General features: G+C 71.2%; 21 protein-coding genes. 9 read left to right on the top strand and 12 right to left on the bottom strand.

Features of this window, described 5'->3' with window-relative positions; translation table 11 throughout:
* Nucleotides 1–7: 7 nt before the first annotated feature.
* Nucleotides 8–667 (top strand): hemerythrin domain-containing protein, encoded by a 660-nt coding sequence (locus ACWGR4_RS20190; RefSeq protein ID WP_452132631.1) that lies wholly within the window; start codon nucleotides 8–10, stop codon nucleotides 665–667.
* Nucleotides 668–821: 154 nt separating this feature from the next.
* Here the strand turns inward: ACWGR4_RS20190 and ACWGR4_RS20185 are convergent, their stop codons facing one another.
* Complete coding sequence (locus tag ACWGR4_RS20185) at nucleotides 822–1,427, bottom strand: short chain dehydrogenase (protein WP_380015571.1); 606 nt, start codon at nucleotides 1,425–1,427, stop codon at nucleotides 822–824.
* Between the two features lie 102 nt (nucleotides 1,428–1,529).
* Nucleotides 1,530–1,832 (bottom strand): methyltransferase domain-containing protein, encoded by a 303-nt coding sequence (locus ACWGR4_RS20180; RefSeq protein ID WP_452134226.1) that lies wholly within the window; start codon nucleotides 1,830–1,832, stop codon nucleotides 1,530–1,532.
* Nucleotides 1,833–1,854: 22 nt separating this feature from the next.
* Between ACWGR4_RS20180 and ACWGR4_RS20175 the strand changes: the two genes are divergently transcribed.
* Nucleotides 1,855–2,022, top strand: coding sequence for a hypothetical protein (locus tag ACWGR4_RS20175; protein ID WP_452132642.1), 168 nt, complete (start codon nucleotides 1,855–1,857; stop codon nucleotides 2,020–2,022).
* Here ACWGR4_RS20175 and ACWGR4_RS20170 read toward each other — a convergent pair.
* The 6 genes from ACWGR4_RS20170 to ACWGR4_RS20145 form a co-directional block, all read right to left on the bottom strand.
* Nucleotides 2,012–2,752, bottom strand: a complete 741-nt coding sequence (locus tag ACWGR4_RS20170) for an SDR family NAD(P)-dependent oxidoreductase (RefSeq protein WP_380015580.1) — start codon at nucleotides 2,750–2,752, stop codon at nucleotides 2,012–2,014. The two genes, ACWGR4_RS20175 and ACWGR4_RS20170, sit on opposite strands and share 11 nt — an antisense overlap.
* 142 nt (nucleotides 2,753–2,894) lie before the next feature.
* Nucleotides 2,895–3,836, bottom strand: a complete 942-nt coding sequence (locus tag ACWGR4_RS20165) for an aldo/keto reductase (RefSeq protein WP_452132633.1) — start codon at nucleotides 3,834–3,836, stop codon at nucleotides 2,895–2,897.
* Nucleotides 3,837–4,293: 457 nt separating this feature from the next.
* The gene (locus ACWGR4_RS20160; protein ID WP_380015586.1) at nucleotides 4,294–5,052 is read right to left on the bottom strand and encodes an SDR family NAD(P)-dependent oxidoreductase; all 759 of its coding nucleotides are present in this window, start codon (nucleotides 5,050–5,052) and stop codon (nucleotides 4,294–4,296) included.
* Nucleotides 5,049–6,440, bottom strand: a complete 1,392-nt coding sequence (locus tag ACWGR4_RS20155) for an L-fuconate dehydratase (protein WP_452132634.1) — start codon at nucleotides 6,438–6,440, stop codon at nucleotides 5,049–5,051. Before ACWGR4_RS20155 ends, ACWGR4_RS20160 begins: the two co-directional genes overlap by 4 nt.
* A gap of 418 nt (nucleotides 6,441–6,858) precedes the next feature.
* Nucleotides 6,859–7,530: a FadR/GntR family transcriptional regulator gene (locus tag ACWGR4_RS20150; RefSeq protein WP_078979967.1), complete on the bottom strand. Its 672-nt coding sequence runs from the start codon at nucleotides 7,528–7,530 to the stop codon at nucleotides 6,859–6,861.
* A 306-nt stretch (nucleotides 7,531–7,836) separates the two neighbouring features.
* The gene (locus ACWGR4_RS20145; protein WP_452132635.1) at nucleotides 7,837–8,853 is read right to left on the bottom strand and encodes a threonine ammonia-lyase; all 1,017 of its coding nucleotides are present in this window, start codon (nucleotides 8,851–8,853) and stop codon (nucleotides 7,837–7,839) included.
* An 84-nt stretch (nucleotides 8,854–8,937) separates the two neighbouring features.
* Between ACWGR4_RS20145 and ACWGR4_RS20140 the strand changes: the two genes are divergently transcribed.
* On the top strand, nucleotides 8,938–9,828 hold the full coding sequence (locus tag ACWGR4_RS20140; protein WP_452132636.1) for a LysR family transcriptional regulator: 891 nt from the start codon (nucleotides 8,938–8,940) through the stop codon (nucleotides 9,826–9,828).
* Nucleotides 9,829–9,896: 68 nt separating this feature from the next.
* On the opposite strand, the gene ACWGR4_RS20135 is transcribed toward ACWGR4_RS20140, so the two are convergent.
* Nucleotides 9,897–11,135 carry a porin PorA family protein gene (locus ACWGR4_RS20135; RefSeq protein WP_452132637.1) on the bottom strand — a complete coding sequence of 413 codons (1,239 nt, stop codon included), beginning with the start codon at nucleotides 11,133–11,135 and terminating at the stop codon, nucleotides 9,897–9,899.
* A gap of 500 nt (nucleotides 11,136–11,635) precedes the next feature.
* Between ACWGR4_RS20135 and ACWGR4_RS20130 the strand changes: the two genes are divergently transcribed.
* The gene (locus ACWGR4_RS20130) at nucleotides 11,636–11,866 is read left to right on the top strand and encodes a hypothetical protein (RefSeq protein WP_380014717.1); all 231 of its coding nucleotides are present in this window, start codon (nucleotides 11,636–11,638) and stop codon (nucleotides 11,864–11,866) included.
* A gap of 292 nt (nucleotides 11,867–12,158) precedes the next feature.
* A complete protein-coding gene (locus tag ACWGR4_RS20125; protein ID WP_452132638.1) occupies nucleotides 12,159–13,433 on the top strand; it encodes a hypothetical protein in 1,275 nt (424 codons plus the stop codon).
* Nucleotides 13,434–13,495: 62 nt separating this feature from the next.
* Here ACWGR4_RS20125 and ACWGR4_RS20120 read toward each other — a convergent pair whose 3' ends face one another.
* The gene (locus tag ACWGR4_RS20120; RefSeq protein ID WP_452132639.1) at nucleotides 13,496–13,891 is read right to left on the bottom strand and encodes a Rid family hydrolase; all 396 of its coding nucleotides are present in this window, start codon (nucleotides 13,889–13,891) and stop codon (nucleotides 13,496–13,498) included.
* A 171-nt stretch (nucleotides 13,892–14,062) separates the two neighbouring features.
* Between ACWGR4_RS20120 and ACWGR4_RS20115 the strand changes: the two genes are divergently transcribed.
* Both ACWGR4_RS20115 and ACWGR4_RS20110 read left to right on the top strand, forming a co-directional pair.
* On the top strand, nucleotides 14,063–14,431 hold the full coding sequence (locus ACWGR4_RS20115) for a transposase (RefSeq protein ID WP_452132640.1): 369 nt from the start codon (nucleotides 14,063–14,065) through the stop codon (nucleotides 14,429–14,431).
* A 69-nt stretch (nucleotides 14,432–14,500) separates the two neighbouring features.
* Nucleotides 14,501–15,391, top strand: a complete 891-nt coding sequence (locus tag ACWGR4_RS20110; protein ID WP_452132641.1) for an alpha/beta fold hydrolase — start codon at nucleotides 14,501–14,503, stop codon at nucleotides 15,389–15,391.
* A 41-nt stretch (nucleotides 15,392–15,432) separates the two neighbouring features.
* Here ACWGR4_RS20110 and ACWGR4_RS20105 read toward each other — a convergent pair whose 3' ends face one another.
* Together ACWGR4_RS20105 and ACWGR4_RS20100 are read right to left on the bottom strand one after the other, a co-directional pair.
* A complete protein-coding gene (locus ACWGR4_RS20105) occupies nucleotides 15,433–15,687 on the bottom strand; it encodes an acyl carrier protein (protein WP_380014732.1) in 255 nt (84 codons plus the stop codon).
* A gap of 335 nt (nucleotides 15,688–16,022) precedes the next feature.
* The gene (locus ACWGR4_RS20100; protein WP_452134062.1) at nucleotides 16,023–17,456 is read right to left on the bottom strand and encodes an aminotransferase class V-fold PLP-dependent enzyme; all 1,434 of its coding nucleotides are present in this window, start codon (nucleotides 17,454–17,456) and stop codon (nucleotides 16,023–16,025) included.
* Nucleotides 17,457–17,669: 213 nt separating this feature from the next.
* Between ACWGR4_RS20100 and ACWGR4_RS20095 the strand changes: the two genes are divergently transcribed.
* A complete protein-coding gene (locus tag ACWGR4_RS20095; RefSeq protein ID WP_452134063.1) occupies nucleotides 17,670–18,356 on the top strand; it encodes a helix-turn-helix domain-containing protein in 687 nt (228 codons plus the stop codon).
* A 110-nt stretch (nucleotides 18,357–18,466) separates the two neighbouring features.
* On the top strand, nucleotides 18,467–19,873 hold the full coding sequence (gene lpdA / locus ACWGR4_RS20090; protein ID WP_380014741.1) for a dihydrolipoyl dehydrogenase: 1,407 nt from the start codon (nucleotides 18,467–18,469) through the stop codon (nucleotides 19,871–19,873).
* The last annotated feature ends 195 nt before the right edge of the window (nucleotides 19,874–20,068 follow it).

The raw sequence follows: 20,068 nt of genomic DNA, 5'->3' as shown, positions 1-20,068 counted from the left end.
GCACAGCATGACCGGCAAGTCCTTCAAGAACGATATGTCGATGATGTTCATCTTCCACGATGCGCTTCGTCGCCAACTGGAACAGATCGCGCGGATCACCGCCGAGGCCACGGACGATCCCCGGGTGATCCTCCAGGCGTCGGTCGGCTGGGAGCTGTTCAAGCGGTACCTGCACGTACACCACGGCGCCGAGGACGACGTGTTGTGGCCCGCGATCCGGTTGGCCACCCAGAACCTGCCGAACCAGCTCGCGGTGATCGACGCGATGGAGGCGGAGCACGCGATCGTCGACCCCGGCCTGAACGCCGTCGACGCCGCGCTGGCGGACCGTGAGGGCGGCCCGGAACGCCTGGCGATGATCGTCGAGCGCCTGGTCGGCGGCCTCGGCGGGCACCTCACGCACGAGGAGGACGAGGCCCTGGCGATCGTCGACGAGCACTGCACACCCGAACTGCTTCAGCGATTCGGCGCCGAGCACCAGGTACGGATCGGGCCGGGCACCCCCGAATACCTTCCCTGGCTCCTCCAAGGCGCGAGCGACGAACACATCGCGATCGCCCTCGGCGTGCTGCCCGAACCGGTCCGCGCCGCCTACCACGCCGAGTGGAAGCCGGCCTACGCCGCCCGCGACATCTGGGGCCCGCAGAACGGCCCCACCGCCGCATGACCCACACCCCGCACCGGTGCCGCAGCCCCCCCGAGGCCCACACCGCCCCGGCCGGGTGCGGCTTCGGATCACGGCGGTGATCCGGACCCCCCACCCGGCGAGGCCGGTACAGCCACCCCGACGGTCCGGACCGTCGTACACACCATGCCGTCGGCTACCAGCCCACGCGGAACGTCTGCCCCGTCTGCACGCCCTCGATCGAGCGTCGGTAGGCGAGCGCGGCGGCGGACACGTCGACCGGCGGAAAACCGGGGAAGATCGCGTCGTATGCCTCGGCGGATTCGGTGAACACCGTCGGGCTGACCGAGTTGATCCGCAACCCGCGCGGGAGTTCGACGGCCGCCCCCCGGACGAACGCGTCGACGCCGCCGTTGGCCATCGAGGACATCGATCCGGTGCGGACCGGCTCGCCCGCCAGGATGCCGGTGATCAGCGTGAACGAGCCGTTGTCCGCGACCGCGTCGAGCCCGCGGCGGACCAGTTCGACCTGTCCGAGCAGCTTGTCCAGCGCCGCGCTCACGGTGTCCTCCCGCGAGAGGTCGCCGATCTCCTTGAACGGCACACTGCCGGCGGTACAGGCGACCGCGTCGACGCGGCCGACCCGTTCGTACATCGCCGCGATCGACGCCGGGTCGGTGATGTCCACCGCCACGTCGGTGCGCCCCGTCCGTGACGCGGTGACCACGTCGTGTCGAGTGGCGAGCAATGTGGTGACTGCGGCACCGAGAGTGCCGGTGGCACCGACCACGAGGACCTTCACGACGACCTCCGACGAGGGATACGAACGAATACCGCTGTGATCCTCGCCGGTTCGTCGGGGATGGGCAAACGGCGGATACGACCGACCCGGGTTCGCGAGGGTTCAGGGACGGGTGCCGGCCGCGACGAACATCGGGACGGTCACGAACGAGCGGTCCGCTTCCGCGCGTTCGTGTTGGTCGGCGATCCGGGCGCGGCACCGGTCGACGAGGATGGTGTCCCAGTCCTGCCCGGTCAGTACGATCCGCCCGCCCGGTCGCAATACCCGCCGGGCTTCGGCCACCACCGCCTCCGGGTCGGCCGATTCGTGCAGGACCTTGTCCGCGCGGTAGCCGCCGAACGGCCTGCCCCTGGACGACATCGCGGCCCTGCTCGCCGACGCCGACCCGCACGCCCGTCGAGCCACCCTGCGCCGGCGGCAGGCCGCCTTGGCAGCGGAACTCGCCCGCACCCGCACCGCGTTGGATCTGGTCACGTGCGCCCTGTCCTGCACCCACGACGACCTGACCCACTGCCCGCACTTCCGGGACGCACTCACCGACGCCGGCCCGGGTGCGGCCCGGGCCGGCTGTCACGAGGCATCGCTCAGATGTTGAACCCCCCGTCCACTTCGATCGCGGTGCCGGTGACGTAGTCGCCGCCCGGACCGGCCAGGTACACGACGGTGCGGGCTATCTCGTCCGTGGACGCGAAGCGCCCGAGCGCGGTGTGGCCGCGCACGCCCTCGGCGTTCGGGCCGTCGGCGGGGTTGAGGTCGGTGTCGGTCGGGCCGGGCTGGATCACATTGACCGTGATCCCGCGCGGACCCAGGTCCCGGGCCAGGCCCTTGGTCATGCCGACCACCGCGGCCTTGCTCAGCGTGTACAGGGTGAAGCCCGGGAAGGGGGTGCGCCCGGCGACGTTGCTGCCGATGGTGATGATCCGGCCGCCGTCGACCATGTGTCCGGCCGCCGCACGCGAAGCCAGGTACGGGGCACTCACGTTGGCCGCGAGCGTCTCGTTCAGCTCGGCCGCGCCCAACTCCTCGATCGGGCCGAGCCGGAACACCGCCGCGTTGTTCAGCAGGATGTCCAACCGGCCGAACGTGGCGGCCGTCTCGTCCACGGCCGCGACCACCGCGTCCGTGTCCACGCCGTCGGCGCGGATCGCCAACGCCCGCCGTCCCAGCGCCTTCACCTGCTCCACCACACCGGCCGCCGCGTCGACGTCGGACCGGTAGGTGAACGCCACGTCGGCCCCGTGTGCGGCCAGCGCCCGCACCGACGCGGCTCCGATGCCTCGGCTGCCACCGGTGACCAACGCGATTTTTCCTTGGATCTCGTTCATGTCCCCAAGCCTGGCCGACCCCCCTCCGCGGAGCCGGCGGAAAACCGCCCTGGCATTTCGCCTGCGACGACCGGCGTCAGACGTGTTTGATCATGCCCCGGGTGGACGATCCGGTGCGTACGTACGTCGTCACCGACATCTCTCACAGGATGGCCAGTTCCTCCCACAGCTCGTCGGGGATGCGTTCGGCGGCGAGGGCGACGGTGTCCGTGATCTGGGCCGCGCTCCGGGCACCGACCACGATGGTGGCCACCGCCGGGTGTGCCGCGACGAAGCGCAGGGCCGCGGCGCGCAGCGGTACGTCGTACGCCTCGCAGAGGTCGCGCAGCCGCAACGCCCGCGTCAGCAGCTCGGCGTCGGCGGGCGCGTAGTCGTAGGTGGCGCCCGGGCGCGGGTTGGCGAGGAGGCCGCTGTTGTAGACGCCGGCGCCCAGGACGGAGACGCCTCGGCGGGCGCACAGGTCGAGCAGGTCGGCGCCGGTGCGGTCGAGGAGGGTGTAGCGGCCGGCGAGCATGACGCAGTCGAGGTCGGTCTCGGCCACGAACCTGGCGGGCATCGCGCTCTGGTTCATGCCGACGCCGATCGCGCCGATCACGCCTTGGGCGCGCAGTTCGGCGAGGGCGGGATACGCGGCGCCGACGGCCTCGGCCCAGTGCTCGTCCGGATCGTGGATCAGCACGATGTCGATCCGATCCAGCCCGAGCCGGTCCAGGCTCGTTTCGAGACTGCGCCGTACGCCGTCCGCCGAGTAGTCGCGTACTCGACGCCGCGTGGGCGTGTCGACGAACCCCTCCCCGGAGGTGGGCGCGTCGGGATCGTCCACGAGGAGCCGACCAACCTTGGTCGAAACGGTGAACTCACCACGCGGCCGGCCACGCAACGCGTCCCCGAGTCGGGACTCGGACAACCCGACGCCGTAATGCGGCGCGGTATCGAAGTACCGAACCCCGGCCTGCCAGGCGGCATCCACGACCGCACCGGCCGTCTCATCGTCGATCGGCGCGCCAAGATTCCCCAACGGCGCAGCCCCGAGCCCCACTTCACTCACCAACACATCGGTCCCACCAACCACACGCCACTTCACAACCATCACCTCCCACTCCAAAGGCCGCTCCCAATAACCCAACCCACCCACGCACCCCGACGCCCAAGCCCAAACCGCCCCGCACACCTGCGCCGGGCGCCTCGCCTGGCTCCAGGGGCGAGCCAACCATTCCAGCCCGCCTGACGTCCGAGCCCAAACCGCCCCGCAGACCCGCGCCGGCCGAAGCCCAGTCCGCGGGCCGGTGCCGGGCGCCTCGCCCAGCTCCGAGAGCGAGCCAACCATCTCAGCCTGTCCGGCGTTTGAGGACAAACGCGGCCGCAGGCCCGTGCCGGGCGCCTCGCTTTGCGCCAAGGGCGAGCCAATGACTTCAGCCCGTCCGGCGTTTGAGGACAAGGCCGGCCGCAGGCCGGTGCCGGGCGCCTCGCCCAGCTCCGAGAGCGAGCCAATCAATCAGCCCGTCCGACGTTTGAGGACAACCCCCGACCACAGGCCGATTTCACGACGGCCGCAACCGCAAACCTTGCATACCGCCATCCACCGCCACCGCCGCCCCGGTGGTCGCGGAAGCGAGTGGGCTGGCCAACGTGCAGATCGCGTAGGCGACCTCCTCCGCACTGACCAACCGCCCCAGCGGCTGCCGGGCGTTGAGCGCAGCCCGCTCCCCGTCGGGGTCGGCCGCGGCGGACAACAACCGCCCCACCCACGGCGTGTCGGCCGTACCGGGATTGACGCAGTTGACCCGAATCCCCTCCCGCACGTGGTCGGCCGCCATCGCCAGCGTCAGCGCCTGTACCGCGCCCTTGGACGCCGAGTACAGCGCCCGCTGCGGCAACCCCGCCGTCGCCGCGATCGAGCACGTGTTGACGATGGCCGCATGCGCGGAAGCCCGCAGGTACGGCAGGCACGCGCGCGTGACCCGAACCAGGCCGAGCACGTTGACGTCCAGGACCCGGTGCCACTCCGCGTCGTCGTTGTCCGCGACGGTCCCCGCGGCGCCGATCCCGGCGTTGTTGACCAGGATGTCCAGCCCACCGAGCGCCACGCCGACCGCCTCGACGGCGCGGACCACCGACGCGTCGTCGGTGACGTCGGCGGTGTGGCCCGTGAGTTCGTCCGGCAGGCCGGTGAGGTCGCGATCCAGGACGGCGACGGCCGCCCCGCGCGCGGCAAGCAGGCGCGCGGTGGCCAGCCCGATGCCGGACGCGCCGCCCGTGACCAGGGCCCGCAGGCCGGCGAATTCCTGATGGGTGCTCACGAGGCGGCTCCGACATGGGTTTCGGCGAGTTCGGCCGCCCGGTCGGCGATCCAGAACAGGCCGTCCGGGTAGCGGTAGGTGTCGATCGACGCGGGGTGCATCGTCGCGGAGAAGCCGGGCGCGGTGGGCGCGCGGTAGGCCCCGCGCTCGATCACCACCGGGTCGACGAAGTGCTCGTGCAGGTGGTCGACGTACTCGATGACCCGGTCCTGGAGCGTGCCGCTGACCGCGACGTAGTCGAACATCGAGAGATGCCGGACCAGTTCACACAGCCCCACCCCGCCCGCGTGCGGGCAGACCGGCACGCCGAACTTGGCGGCCAGCAGCAGGATGGCGATGTTCTCGTTGACCCCGCCGACCCGACACGCGTCGAGCTGCAGGAAGTCGATCGCCCCGGCCTGGAGCAACTGCTTGAACACGATCCGGTTCTGTACGTGTTCGCCGGTGGCGACCTTGACCGGCGCGATCGCGGCGCGGATCGCGGCGTGGCCGAGGACTTCGTCGGGACTGGTGGGTTCCTCGATCCAGTGCGGGTCGAACTCGGCGAGCCGGCTCATCCACGAGATCGCCTCCGCCACCTCCCAGCGCTGGTTGGCGTCCACCGCGATGCGGATGTCCGGCCCCACCGTCGCCCGGGCGATCCGCAACCGACGGACGTCGTCCTCGACGTCCGCGCCGACCTTCAGCTTGATCTGACCGAAGCCGTCGGCCACCGCCTCGCGGCACAGCCGGGCGAGTTTGGCATCGTCGTAGCCCAGCCAGCCGGGCGACGTGGTGTAGGCGGGATAGCCCTGCGCCCGCAACGTCTCGACCCGCGCGGCCCGACCGGGCACGGCACGGTGCAGGATCTCCAGCGCCTCCTCGCGCGTGAGCGCGTCGCCCAGGTAGCGGAAGTCGACCAGATCGACGATCCGTTCCGGGCTCATCTCGGCCAGCAGCTGCCACAGCGGTTGCCCGGCGCGCTTGGCCTTGAGATCCCAGGCGGCGTTGACCACGGCCGAGATGGCCATGTGCATGACGCCCTTCTCCGGCCCGAGCCAACGCAGCTGGCTGTCGCCGATCAGGCTGCGCGAGAACTCGCCCAGATCGTCGAGGAGTTCATCGAGCGGCCGGCCGACCACATAGGGGCGCAGCGTCTCGATCGCGGCGACCTGCACATCGTTGCCACGCCCGATGGTGAACGCGAACCCGTGGCCCTCGTGCCCGTCGCCCGCGTCGGTGCGCAGGATCACGTACGCGGCCGAGTAGTCCGGGTCGGGGTTCATCGCATCGGAGCCGTCCAGTTCCCGCGAGGTGGGAAAGCGGATGTCCGCGGTGACGAGTTCGGTGACGCGGGGGACGGCGCCGGCGACCCGCCGGGGCGGATCATCGGAGTGGTGCGGGATCACGTGCGACTCCTCGGTTCTCGACCGTGCGACCCGATCGCCGAACACGGGAACGGGAATGCGTCCGAGCGGGGTGAAGGACGATCAGACATCCGATGTATACCCCGTTTCCGGTCGCTCGTCTACGATTCATCGGAGGGCTAGCCGAGAAATGCCGGGTTTCCGGTGCAATTTTCCTTGAAGAGGTCTGATACATCGGGTCAATGATGCTCGCCGGGAGGGCAAAGGCGCCGATCGCTCCGAATGACCCGCCGCCTCCCGCACCGACGCCGGGTCGACGCCCGGCCGGATACGGCTCGACGCGGCCCCGGCGCATCCGGCGCATCCGACACACCCCGGACCCGGGCCCCTCGTCCTGCCGCCTCGCCGGCCGCCCGCGCCGCCGGCCGCCCGTCCCGCAGGCTGTCCGCGCCTTCGGAACTCAGGCCATCCGCCGCAGCCACTGCTCGACCCCGCTCGTGTGCACCGTCGACCACGCGTGCGCCGCCGCCGCGTCGTGGTTCTCCAGGGCGTCCACGATCGAGTGGTGCTCGCGGATCGTGCGCAGCCACGAGTCGTCCTCGGTCAGCCCGCGCCAGATCCGGGCACGTGTGGTCGGGCTCGACAACGTCTCGAGGAGCGAGCACAACACCTGGTTGCCGCTGAACACGGCGATTTCGTGATGGAAGCGCAGATCCTGCTCGATCAGCGCCTCGTGTCCCGCGTCCGGGCTCGGCGCGTCCGCGAGCGCCCGCAGCTTGGCGATGCCCTCCGCGTCGATCCGCTCGGCGGCCAGCGCGGTCGCCGCCGGCTCCAGGATCCGCCGTACCTGGAGGAAGTCGAGCACGCTCTTGTCGTGGTGGAAGTCGACCACGAAGGAGATCGCGCCGAGGAGCAGATTGGGCTCCAGGCTCGTCACGTAGGTGCCGTCACCCTGGCGCACGTCGAGGATCTGGATCAGCGACAGCGCCTTGACCGCCTCGCGCAGCGAATTCCGGGACAGGCCGAGCTTCGCGGCCAGGTCGGCCTCCTTGGGCAGCTTCTCGCCCGGCTGAAGCTCCCCGGAGACGATCATGCCCTTGATCTTGTCGATGGCTTCGTCTGTGACCGCCACGCCGATGACCCTTCCAGAGATCCGATGACTCCCCAGTATGGCGGGTCGGCCCGTACATGGACAGGGCCGCCGGCCGGCACGCGCGGGACCGGGACCGGGGAGGGTCGAATCGGGTGGGGTGCGGGGCTGATCCGCGGCACCACCGGAGCGGGGAAACCGGCTACGGAGGGGCGGCAGCGCCGCGATCCGGTCGCTGTCCGGGGTGGTGTACCGCACCGGGACCCCGTCAGCCGTCCGATCTTCCGGCGTACTCCGCAGGCGGGTCCCGGAGATCGCGTCGCCATACGTCGGGGCGTTCGGGATCGCTCAAGCGTGCCCTTCGCCGAGCGCCGCGATCTCGGCGGGCGACGCATTGCCCCCGGAGCACATCACCGCGATCCGACGCCCGGTGAACTCGGCCGGATGGGTCAGTACGGCGGCCAGTGCCGCGGCCCCCGCGCCCTCGGCCAGGGTGTGGGCGTGGGTGGCGAACAGCCGCTGGGCGACCGCGATGTCCGCGTCGGAGACCAGCAGGAAGTCGGCCAGCCCCTGCCGCAACAGCCGTTGTGGCAGGGCGAATCCGCGGCCGGTGGCCAGTCCGTCCACGACGGTGGTGTTGGTGCGCGTGACGCACGTGCCGGCGCGCCAGGAGTCGTGCGCGGCCGGCGCGGCGGCGGACTGTACGCCGATCACCCGGCAGTTCGGGGCGAGTTCGGCGGCCACGAGGACGGCGGCCGCGGCGCCGGTGCCACTGCCGATCGGGACCACGATCGCATCCAGGTCGGGTCGGGCGGTGCAGATCTCCAGGTACGCGGTGCCGACGCCGGCCACCAGGGACGGGGTGTCGCCGGGGCTGACGAGGAGCGCGCCGGTCTCGTCCGCGTACTGCTCGGCCCGCCCCTGTGCGCCGGCCATGTCCGCGCCGTGCAGCACCACGCTCGCCCCGAGCGCGCGCACCGCCCGCACCTTGGCCGGGTTCGCGCCGGCGGGCATCACCACGGTGCCGGTCACGCCGAAGGCGGCACACGCGTAGGCGATCGACTGCGCGTGATTGCCCGTCGAGTAGGTGACCAGGCCGCGGGCCCGTTCCGCCGGGTCCAGGCCGGCGAGCAGGGTCAGGCCGCCCCGCACCTTGAAGGCGCCGACCGGCTGCACGTTCTCGTGTTTGACGTACACCTCGGCGCCGGTGGCCGCGTCGAGCGCGGGATAGGACCACATCGGGGTCGGTGGGAGATGGCCGGCGAGGAGATCGCGGGCGGTGAGGATGTCGGCGAAGGTGGGCGGGGGTGGGGGCGTGGGCCGGGGAGTGAGGGCCGGAGGGGGAACGGTCGGGTCGGCGGTCATGGGGTCATCCTCCGGTGTTGCCGATTCATTGGTCCAATGCCATTTTTATGGGTCATCCATCGATGGCATCGATATATTGGCCGCATGCTCGACGTCACCCGATTGCGTGTGCTCGCCGCCGTCGCCCGATATGGGTCGGTCACCGACGCGGCCCGGGCGCTCGGGTACGCGCAGCCCTCGATCAGCCATCACCTGTCGCGCCTGGAGGCGGAGACCGGCAGTCGGCTGATCCAGCGGGTGGGGCGCGGGATCCGGTTGACCGACGCCGGGCGCATGCTGGCCGAGCGGGCCGAGGAGATCCTGGGTCGGCTCGACGCGGCCGAGGCGGAGTTGGCCGCCCATACCGGACTGCGCGCGGGCCGGGTGCGCCTGGCCGCGTTCCCCTCCGCGCTCGGCACCTTCGTCCCGCGCGCCGCCGCCGCGTTCGATGCCGCCCACCCGGGGGTCGAACTGCGCCTCATCGAGGCCGAACCGCCGGAAGCGGTAAGGCTGTTGCGGGCCGGTGAGGTGGACGTGGCGGTGCTGTTCGCGCATCCGGGCACGGTGTCGGCGGACGACGACGGGCTGCGCCGCACCCGGCTGTTGGTCGAGCCGATTCATTTGGTCACGCCGCTCGCCGTGGCCGGTGACCGGGTCGCGGACCACGCCGAGCGGCGCTGGATCACCGGCTGCGAACGTTGCCGTACGCAGCTGGTCCGCTCGTGCGCGGCGGCCGGGTTCGTCCCCGACATCGCGTTCACCACCGACGACTACGTCGCCGTCCAGGCACTGGTTGCGGCCGGCCTGGGGGTCACCACGCTGCCGGGCCTGGCCCTGGCCGCGCAGCGCAATGCGGCGGTGCGGACGGTGCGGCTGGCCGATCAGGTACGCCTGGTCGACGCGGCGGTACACGGCGCCGGGCCCGATCCGGCGCCCACGGCCGCGTTGCTGGCGGAACTGGGCCGCGCGGCGGCGGGGGTGTTGGCCGAGGGGTGATGGGACGGGCCGCGGCCCGGCCGCCGGGGTGGGGTTCCCCGGGGTCGGGCCGCTCGTGGGGGCGTGGTTCAGGTGGTCGAGGCGTTGTTGGTTTTGTGGTTGGTTCCGGCATCCGAGTCGGCATCGGCCCCCGCTTCGGCATCGGAACCGGCTGCCGGGACCGACGAGGCGGTGTTGGTGTCCGCCTTCGTGGTCGATTCCGTGGCTCCGGCTGCGGTCCCGGTCGCGGTTCCGGGCGCGGTCCCAACCGTCGCCGGATCCGGTGACGGCTCGGGAGCGGCGTCGGCCTCGGTGCGCGGCCCCGGGACGGTCGGGTCGGGCTGCGCCCGCCGGGCCCGGAATTCGAGGTACCCGGCCAGGCCGAGCAGTGCCAGGCCGAGGAGCAGCGCGACCAGCGGACCCACCACGCCGAGCAGCCACAGGGCCTGCGCGCCGTCGGCGGCGATGTCGGCCAACTCCGCGCGCGAGGCCGGCGTGGTGGTCATCTTGAGCTGCACCACCGGGAAGACCTCGGTCGGGGTGCCGTTCGCGGTCACGGCGGTCGCGGTGACCGACTGGGTGGATTCGAGGTCCACCGTGGTGCCCGTTTCGCTGTCGACCCAGCCGGTGAGGTCGGTGGTCGACGTGTACGCGAGGGGCGTGGGATCGGCCCCGCCGGTCAGATCGGCGGGCCGATTCGGGAACGCGACACCGGCCAGGGCCTGCACGGCCGCCTTGGGCATCGCGGGCGGCAGCGAGCGCAGCGTGTCCGGGTCGGCGAGCGGGCCGCTCGTGCGGATCGAGAACACGTACGTCTCGCGGCCGGCGCGTTGTTCGGTGCGGATGTACGTGGCCGGGACGGTGGTCCGGGTCGGCGAGTCCCAGAACGGATAGTTCTTCTTCTTCGGCTCCAACGGGAAGCCCGCCGTCAGACCCTTGTGCGGATTGGCGCGGACACCCTTGGGAATGGACCGCTCCAGCAGTGTCTTGCGGTCCACCGCCCAGCGGTTGTCCACATCGGTCAGGGTCTGCTTCTGCGGACCGGACACCACGGTCCGGTCGCTCAGCACGATCGTCGAACCGGAAGTGTGCACGGCGTGCACGTGCCGGTCCACCTTCACCGGCAGGTCGCGCACGATGGCCCCGGACAGATTGCCTGCCTGCAACGCCTGGGGATCCAACATGGTCATGCCGCCGGCGAAGTGCATCGTGAAGTCGGCGTCGTCGGGCACCTGGTGCACGGCGGGCAGCACGGCGAACCGGGTCACCGCACTCGCCGTCACCAGCAATGTGGCGGCGGCACCGAGATACCAGGACGTCTTTCTCATCAGACCAGCCTCCGCAGGTCGCCAGATGGCCCCGGGAGGGCCGGATGTCCCCCCGTCGCGTCGGCGCACGCGACCTGTTGGCCCGTACCCCACCAGGATTCGCAACGGATTGCGCCAGATACCACGATTCCTACCTCAGTACGGTTGGTTCGTGGTATATCGGGCGTACGAGCTGTTGTGCCTCACTTGAACCAGCGTTCGTCGAACCGCCGTTGCCGTTGCCGTTGCCGATGCCGATGCCGATGCCGATGCGGGCGGCGTTGCAAGTGCCGCCATATGCGTCGTCGCAGCGTGCGTTGTGAGTGTCGCTGCACTTCCCCGAACATGCCTTCATGCAGCTTCTGTTGCAGCTCGCCATGCAAGTCCCAGGTCAGAGACCTTTTTTGACGCCCCATCGGAAACATGAACAGCTCTTGGTCGTCCGCCGGGTCACTATGTGCAAAAGTGGACGAAAGGGTGCGATGTCTCATCCGACCGAGCCCAGCAGAGGTGGTGCGATCATGCTCGTGGTCTACGAACTGTGCGCCGAGTACGTCGAATCGGCCGGAGCCGCCGGGGACGACACCGCCGCCCCGGTCAAGCTCTGGCACATGATCCGCAACGCCGGCACCGATGCCCTGTGTGGCCGCGCCCTCCGGCCGCACGCCGAAACCAGGTCGGATCTCGAATGGGGCACCATCCACCCCGTCTGCCACACGTGCGGCGCGCTCTACCTCCGCCAGGTGCCCTGACGCCGCCGGCTACCGGTTGACAGCCGAGAGTCGGAGTCTCGGGACCGGGCCCGGAGGTTGATACGCCCTTACCTTATGGGAATTTGCGTACAGCCTGAAGGCACATCGCTCGCTGTACGGTTCCGCGACAACGAGCCGCCGGGGACGGGCGCGGCATCGGGTGTTCGTACATGTCGGATCGATCGAGCCGCCGGGGGAGTCCGGGGGTTTCGGCGGCATGCGCGTTTCCGGGGTGCGTTGTGGCGTCGTGTCGAGTGGCGCGACGGGGTGGACACGAATTACAGGGGTGCATGTGGCGAATGCCGATGTGGTGGCTCGTGCGCGAGTCGCGCTGTTCGACGTCGAGCGGTTGTCGGCGGAGCGATTGGTCGGGATCTATCGGGTGTTGGGGGAGGTCGACGGGCCGCGGCACTACGCGCGACGGTTGGCCGTGGCGTTGCACACGACCGGTCACGTCTTCGCCCGGCACGGGGCCGACATGGGTCTCACTCTCGGGCGGCTGACCGAGGCGATCGAGCTGTGCCGAGGGTTGGACTCGACCGAACACCGGGACCGGGATGCGGTGTTGCGGGGGATGCAGGCTACTCGCCAATGGGCGCTGTACCGCTACGGGCGGCGGCGGGAGGCACTTGCCGTTCGACGCGAACTCGTCGCGCTCGCCCGCGCCGGAGGGGGCGACCGCTGGGCCCTGGCCGAGGCGATCCTGGAGTTGGCCGTCGGACTGGTCGAGGACGGACGGGACGACGAGGCCGAGTCGTTGTTCGCCGAGGCGGTCGCGGTCACGGCGGGGCTGCGGCGGGACTACCGGTTGGCGGCCGACCGGCACTGGTACGTCACCGCCTACGCGGGCCACCTCGCCACGCGCGGCCGCTTTGCCGAGGCGGCGGAGGTGTACGCCCCACTGCTCGGCGACGGCAATGGCGACGGCAACGGCCTTGCCGTCGCTGTCGAAGCCATGCCGGACGACCGTCGGGTGCCGATCCTGCTCTACGGCGCCCACCTGCTGGCCGCCGCGCAACGGCGTGCGGAGGGGAGGGCGGTGTTCGCGCGTGCCGTCGAGGTGTATCGCCGAGGTGTCGATCAGGGCCTGGTTCGGGGTCCGGATCGTGGCCCGTTCCGCGGTTCGGTGCACGGCCTGCGCCACGACCAACTCGCCTACCACCTGGCTGTCTTCGGCGCCGCCGACGAGCCGGCGGATGTCGCGCACGCCACGACTCGCGACCACTGGTCGCCGACGCGCCTGGATCGGTACGTCCACGCCGAAACCGCGCTTCGTGGCGCGCTCGACGCGCCGAGGGCCGGCGCCGCCGAACGCCTGGTGCTCGAACGTCGGCTCAACGTCCGGGCCGCGTTCGCGTACATGCCCCGGGCGGACGTGATCGATCGGTTGTTGCCGGCCTTCGCCAAGGCCGTCGAGCACGCGCGGGCGTTCGCCGTCGCCGATCCGGACGTCGGTACGCCGTTGCTGGTCCGTGCCCTCACCGACCATGCCCTGCTGCTGGCCACGGTGGGTCGGGCGGCCGAGGGTGTCGCGGACTTCGAGGAGGCGGGCGCCCTGTACGGGTGACGGTGAACGGCGGTGGTCGGGTTCGGTCCGGGAGTCGTTCGGCTCCCGGGCCGGGCCCGGCCCTACCGGACGGCCAGGCCCTCGATTTCGATCAGCATGTCCGGGTCGGAGAGGGCGGTGACGCCGACCAGGACCGTGGCCGGGCGGCAGTTCTCTCGTTCCAGGCGGGCGGTGATCACGTCGAAGTGGCTGGTGACGGCGGCGACGTCGAGCGCGAAGTAGCGCAGTTGCACGACGTCCGTGAAGGTGAAGCCGGCCTTGTCCAGTGTTTCGGCGATTCGGTCGAAGGTGGTCTCGATCTGGCCGCGCAGATCCCGTACATGCACGATCGCACCGTCGGGCCCGCGGGATTCGTGACCGGCCAACACCAGCCACCGATCGGGGCGGTCCACCGAGACGGCCCGGTTGTAGCCGAGTCGATCGCCGAACATTCGCGGTCCGATGTCCTGCCTGTGCATCGCATCATCCTTCGCCCATGAGCCTGGAGGTTGGCAAAAGCTGGCAAAATGGCGCAAGTTGCCCCAGCAACTTTAACCAACTTCCATGCTCACCCCCACCGAACACGCCGCCCGGTCGGAGATCCCCACACCGGTGCCGTGTCGGATGGGTGGGTGCGTCGTTGGTGGGGTGTGGGTCGTTGGGATGGGCTGACGGATGGTCAGTGGGCGCTGGTGGAGCCTCTGCTGCCGGAACGGGCGCGGCGGCGACGGGGCGGCCGGTCGCTCGATCGGCGGGCCGTGATCGACGCGGTGGCCTGGAAACACGAGCGCGGGTGTGCGTGGTGGGAACTGCCGGAGCGGTTCGGGCCGTGGCGGACCGTCTATCACCGGTACACCGTGTGGGGCAACGACGGCACCTGGCATCGCATCCTGGCCCGGCTCCAACACTGTCCCGACCCGAACGGCAATCTGGACTGGCTGATCGAGGTCGACGCGGCGCTCGGGGCCCGGGCGGCCGGTGCGCGGGGCGAGCGGGGGGACGAGTCGGCGGTGTCGTGATGCCCGGTGGGTCGTGACCCCGCGCATCGGCATCCGGCCGATGTGCGTCCGCTCTGTCACGATGTTGATATGCGTGTGTCCATAGGTGACATCCGGCTCTACTTCGATGTTGATGGGCCCAAAGTCGTTCCGTACGGCCCGATCATGGTCGAGCGGCCGACCCTGGTGCTGCTGCACGGTGGTCCCGGCGCCGACCACTCCGGGTTCAAGCCCGCGATGTACGCCGCCGCGCGGTTCGCCCAGGTCGTCTACCTCGACCAGCGGGGCAGCGGACGGTCCGAGCGGGGCGATCCCGCGTTGTGGACGTGGGAACGCTGGGCCGACGACGTGGTTGCGTTCTGTGACATCGTGGACATTTCCGCGCCGATCCTGGTGGGCACCGCGAGCGGCGGGCGGGTTGCGCTCACCGCGGCCATTCGGCATCCGGGGCGGGTCGGCCGGCTCGTACTGGACAGCGTGTTGCCCGGCCGTACCGACGAGCGACTCGACGTGTTCGAACGCCTCGGTGGCGCGCGGGTACGGGAGATCGCCCGGCGCTACTGGCAGGGCGAGCGTTCCGACGAGATACGGCGGGGTTGGGAGCAGGACTGCGTACCGCTGTACTCGCGACGTCCGGACGGCGACCCCGACGCCGTGGACCGCGCGCGCCGGATCCGGTGGAACCACGACGTCATGGAGCGGTTCCGGTACCACCTCGCCGACCACTTCGAGGAGTGGATCGGGCTCGACGCGGTCACCTGCCCGACGCTGGTCCTGGCCGGCGAACACGACCCGGTGACCACCGCGAGCGCGGCGCGGCGCCTGGCGGCCGGTCTGGTCAACGCCGAGACCCGGCTGCACGTACTGCCGGACGCCGGTCACGGGGCCTTCCGGGAGGCGCCGGAACGGTCCCTGGCCGTGCTCCGGGCCTTCCTGTCCGGGCGCAACGGCGTGTCCGCGCGGGCCGAGCGCGGTGGGTGATCGCCTGCGGCGGGCGATCGCCGGTCGCCCGCCGCAGGCGATCAGGCCGTGCCGCCCGCGCGCACTTGGTCGACGAACTCGGCCAGTCCGCTGGGCGTGACCCGCGCCAGGATCGCCGCCGGCGCGACGGAGATGCCGTACCGCTTGCCGAGCACCTCCGCGAACTCGACCGCGAGGGTCGCGTCCACGCCCAGTTCGGCGAAGGTGTCGTCGGGATCGATTCGGGTCACGTCGAGAGAGATGAGTCGGGCGGTCTGATCGACGATCTCGTCCAGAAGAGCGGCGTTGACGGACATGGCGTGGCTCCTTGGCGGGTCATGGATGCGTCCCGGACGGGGAGAGGGGCGGTACACGGACACGGGCGTGGCGGCCGACGGCGGGGATGTTCCGGGGCGGCCCGTCGACCGGGCTCCGAGGCCGCCGATCGACGGCATCGGCTCCTGTCGTACCGGAGGAAACGCTAGTCGGCGCCCAGGTTCCGGCGGTAGGACACAATCGGCGCGGCGCGGGTGGCGAAGCATGGCGAATCGCCGTGACGACCAGGCCGGCGGCGATTCGGCCGGGCGTGGCGGCCGGGCACCGCGCGGGCGCCCCGGGGTGGGTGTTGGGGTGGGTGTCGGGCAGGCCGGGCCTACAGCGGCGGATTCAGGCCCTCGAAGAAGGCGAGTAACACGGCCTCGCGCAGAGCGGGCGGCAGGTGGTCCAGGAGCGCGTGTACCGGGGCGAGCCGACCATCGGTCAACAGGCCGGTCTCTGCCATGAGTTCGGTCAGTGCGTCGGGCGACACCCCGCCGTCGGCGGCGGCGAGCGCGGTGAGCCGGTCGACCGCACGCAACTGCTCGGCGGTGGGCAGCGGTTCGCGGTCGGCTGCGGTGCGGGCGGCGGTGCGGAGCGCGTGGAGCAGATCCGGGACGTGGGGGCCGTGGGTCGCGGTCATGGTCAGATGGATCGTCGGCGGTACGTTCGGCTGCGACAGCTGGGGCTGCACGGCCCAACCCAGGCGCTCCAGTTCGTCCAGGAAGGCGAAGAAGTCGACGCCGTTCGTGGTCACCGCGACCAGACTGGCGGCGGGAGTGCCCAGGACGCGGAGTTCCGGGATCTCCCCCACGCCGTCGACCAGTTCGCGAGTGGCGGTCAGTGTGCGGGTGACCAACTCCCGGTATCCGTCCGCCCCGAGGTGGCGCAGTACCGCCCACGCTGCGGCGATCAGTCCGCCCGACTTCGAACTCTGCATGGTCGGATTGACCACCGGATAGCCGGTCCAGTCGGACCCGACGAAGTATTGGGTCCGGCGCAGCGACGCGGTGCGGTACAGCAGGATCGAGCAACCCTTGGGCGTGTAGCCGTACTTGTGCAGATCCACCGAGATCGAGTCCACGCCGGGGACGCGGAAGTCCCAGGCTGGGACGGGGTGTCCGAGTTGTTCGGCGAACGGCAGTACCCAGCCGCCGATGCACGCGTCCACGTGGCAGCGCACGCCGCGCCGAGCGCAGATCGCGGCGATCTCGGGGATGGGGTCGACGACGCCGTGGCCGTAGGAGGGTGCCGAGGCGACCACCAGGACGGTGTCGTCGTCGATCGCCCGCTCGATCGCGGCGACGTCGGCGGTCATCGTGACGGGGTCGATGTCCACGATGACGGGGTCGAGGCCGAAGTATCCGGCAGCCTTGGCCCAGGCCGCGTGCGCCGAGCGGGCGAACACGACGCGCGGGCGGGCCACGTCGGGGCGCGCGTCCCGGGCCGCCTTCGCCGCGAGCAGGCAGCTCTCGGTGCCGCCGCTGGTCCAGCTCCCGGCGGCGCCCGGCGGGGCGTGCAGCTGCTCGCCGACGATCGCGACGACCTCGTGCTCCAGCGTGGCCACGCTCGGGAAGGAGGTCGGATACAGGCCGTTGACGTGCAGATACAGTTCGAATGCGCGGACCGCGACGTCCTCGACCGTGGCCGAACCGGAGTCGAAGGTATTGGCCACCCCGGGCCGCCCGCGCCCGGGCTCGTCCCCGGCGTGCAGCGTGGTCAACTCCGCCAGCACCTCGGCCGCCGGCCGCCCGTCCGCGAATGTGCCCATTCGTGCCTCCCGATCGTTGCCTCGATGCGACCGATCACGACCCGATCCGGCGGTGTTCCCACGCGCTTCGACCCGGGGTTCGGGCACGGTAGCGCGGCGGGTGCGGGATGTCTGTAGGGATCGACGCGTGGTGTTCGCCCGCCTCCGGAGGGGGCGCGCCGCCGATCGGCGCAATGCCCGGTCGAACCGGGTCTTGGGGAGTGGGCTGGGGTGATGACCGAGGAGACTGCGGGTACCGTCCGTCCATCCACCGACGCGTTGCCCGGGCGGGTGGCCGCCCGGCGACGCGAACTCGGGTTGTCCGTACCGGACATCGCCCGCCGTACGGGGCTGCCCGGCGGGTGGGTGCACTCCGTCGAGTCCGGTTCGACCGCGCCGTCGGCGCCGGCCCTGTCCCGACTCGCCGACGCGCTCGAAACCACCGTCGACGACCTGCTGGCCCCGTCGTCCGCGGCCTTCACGCACCGGATCGCGCCCGCGCCGCAGGGTCGGGAGCAGGCCCCGGAGCGGGAGTTGGTGGTGATGACGGAGGAGGAGTGTCTGGCCCGGGTCGCCCTGCAACTGGTCGGCCGGGTGGCCGCGCTGGATGCGCCCGATCCGTTCGTGCTGCCGGTCAACTACGTGCTGCTCGGCCGCGACGTGGTGTTCTGTACCGCCGCCGACTCGTCCCTGGCGCGCGTCGCGGGCCCGGTGCTGTTCGAGGTGGACGACATCGTCGACGCGGCGCGGATCGGCTGGAGCGTCCTGATCCGGGGCACGGCGGAGCCCGACGACGACCCCGCCGACATGCCGGGTGCGGACGAGGGACCGTGGCCGGCCGGGCGCCGCGACGTGTGCATCCGGATCCGCGCCGAGCGCATGACGGGGCGGCGGGTGCGACCGCCGGCGGGGGAGGCGTAGCGGGCGTGGCGGGGCGGGTGCGGCGGCGTCCGCCGGGGCGTCCGGAACACGTGCCCGCGAGGGCGCCCCGGCCGTCCCGGGCCCGACGCCGGCCGCATATCGTATGGATCATGAGCAATCACTTTGACGTCGTCGTCCTGGGTGCCGGTCCCGGCGGATACACCGCGGCGGTTCGCAGCGCGCAGCTCGGACTGCGCGTCGCGGTCGTCGAGCAGAAGTACTGGGGAGGTGTCTGCCTGAACGTCGGCTGCATCCCGTCCAAGGCGCTGCTGCGCAACGCGGAGCTGGCGCACATCTTCACGCAGGAGGCCAAGACCTTCGGGATCCGTGTCGAGGGCTCGGTCACGTTCGACTACGAGGCCGCGTTCAAGCGCAGCCGCAAGGTGGCCGACGGCCGGGTCAACGGCGTGCACTATCTGATGAAGAAGAACGGCATCACCGAGTTCGACGGGCTCGGCACGTTCGTCGACACGCACACCCTGGACGTATCGCTCACCGCGGGCGGCGTCCAGACCGTTACCTTCGACCACTGCATCATCGCGGCCGGCGCCACCACCCGGCTGCTGCCGGGCACCTCGCTCAGCGAGCGTGTGGTCACCTACGAGGAGCAGATCCTCACCGACCGGCTGCCGGAGAGCATCATCATCGCGGGCGCCGGCGCGATCGGCGTGGAGTTCGCGTACGTCCTGCACAACTACGGCGTGAAGGTGACCATCGTCGAGTTCCTCGACCGGGTCGTGCCGCTCGAGGACGTCGAGGTCTCCACCGAACTCGCCAAGCGCTACCGGCGGTTGGGCATCGAGATCCTGACCTCCACGCGGGTCGAGTCGATCGACGACGGTGACCCGAACGCCAAGGTCCGGGTCACCGTGACCCGCGACGGGCAGCAGCAGGTGCTGGAGGCGGACAAGGTCCTGCAGGCGATCGGCTTCGCGCCGCGCGTGAGCGGATACGGCCTGGAGAACACCGGCGTCGCCCTCACCGAGCGCGGCGCGATCGACGTGGACGGCCGCGGCCGGACCAACGTCCCGCACATCTACGCGATCGGCGACGTCACCGCGAAGCTGATGCTCGCGCACGCGGCCGAGTCGATGGCGGTGATCGCCGCCGAGACGATTGCGGGCGCCGAGACGATGGAACTCGACTTCCCGATGATCCCGCGCGCCACCTACTGCCAGCCGCAGATCGCCAGCTTCGGCTGGACGGAGGCGCAGGCGCGGGAGAAGGGCTTCGACGTACAGGTCGCCAAGTTCCCGTTCACGGCCAACGGCAAGGCGCATGGCCTGGGCGACCCGGTCGGCTTCGTCAAGGTGATCAGCGACGGCACCCACGGCGAACTCCTGGGCGCCCACCTGATCGGCCCCGAGGTCACCGAACTCCTCCCCGAACTCACCCTGGCCCAACAGTGGGACCTCACCGTCCACGAGGTGGCCCGCAACGTCCACGCCCACCCGACCCTCGGCGAAGCCGTCAAGGAAGCCATCCACGGCCTCGCCGGCCACATGATCAACATGTGACGAGGCGGGCCTTCGGGCTCGCCGCGCCGGACCCCGGAGCCGGAGCCACCCGGTGAAGCCGTCCGTGACGCCGATCCGGACCACTCCGGCATCCCTCCGGGATCGCCCCCGGGCCGGGGGGGGGGGGGGCGGGGGGGGCCGGGGGGGCGCCCGCCCCCCCCCCACCACACCGCCCCCGACGCCGCGCGACCCCCG

The organism is Embleya sp. NPDC055664 (genome assembly GCF_053618075.1).
Note: the sequence above shows the minus strand (reverse complement) of the source record. Positions and strands in the feature narration are given on the sequence as shown.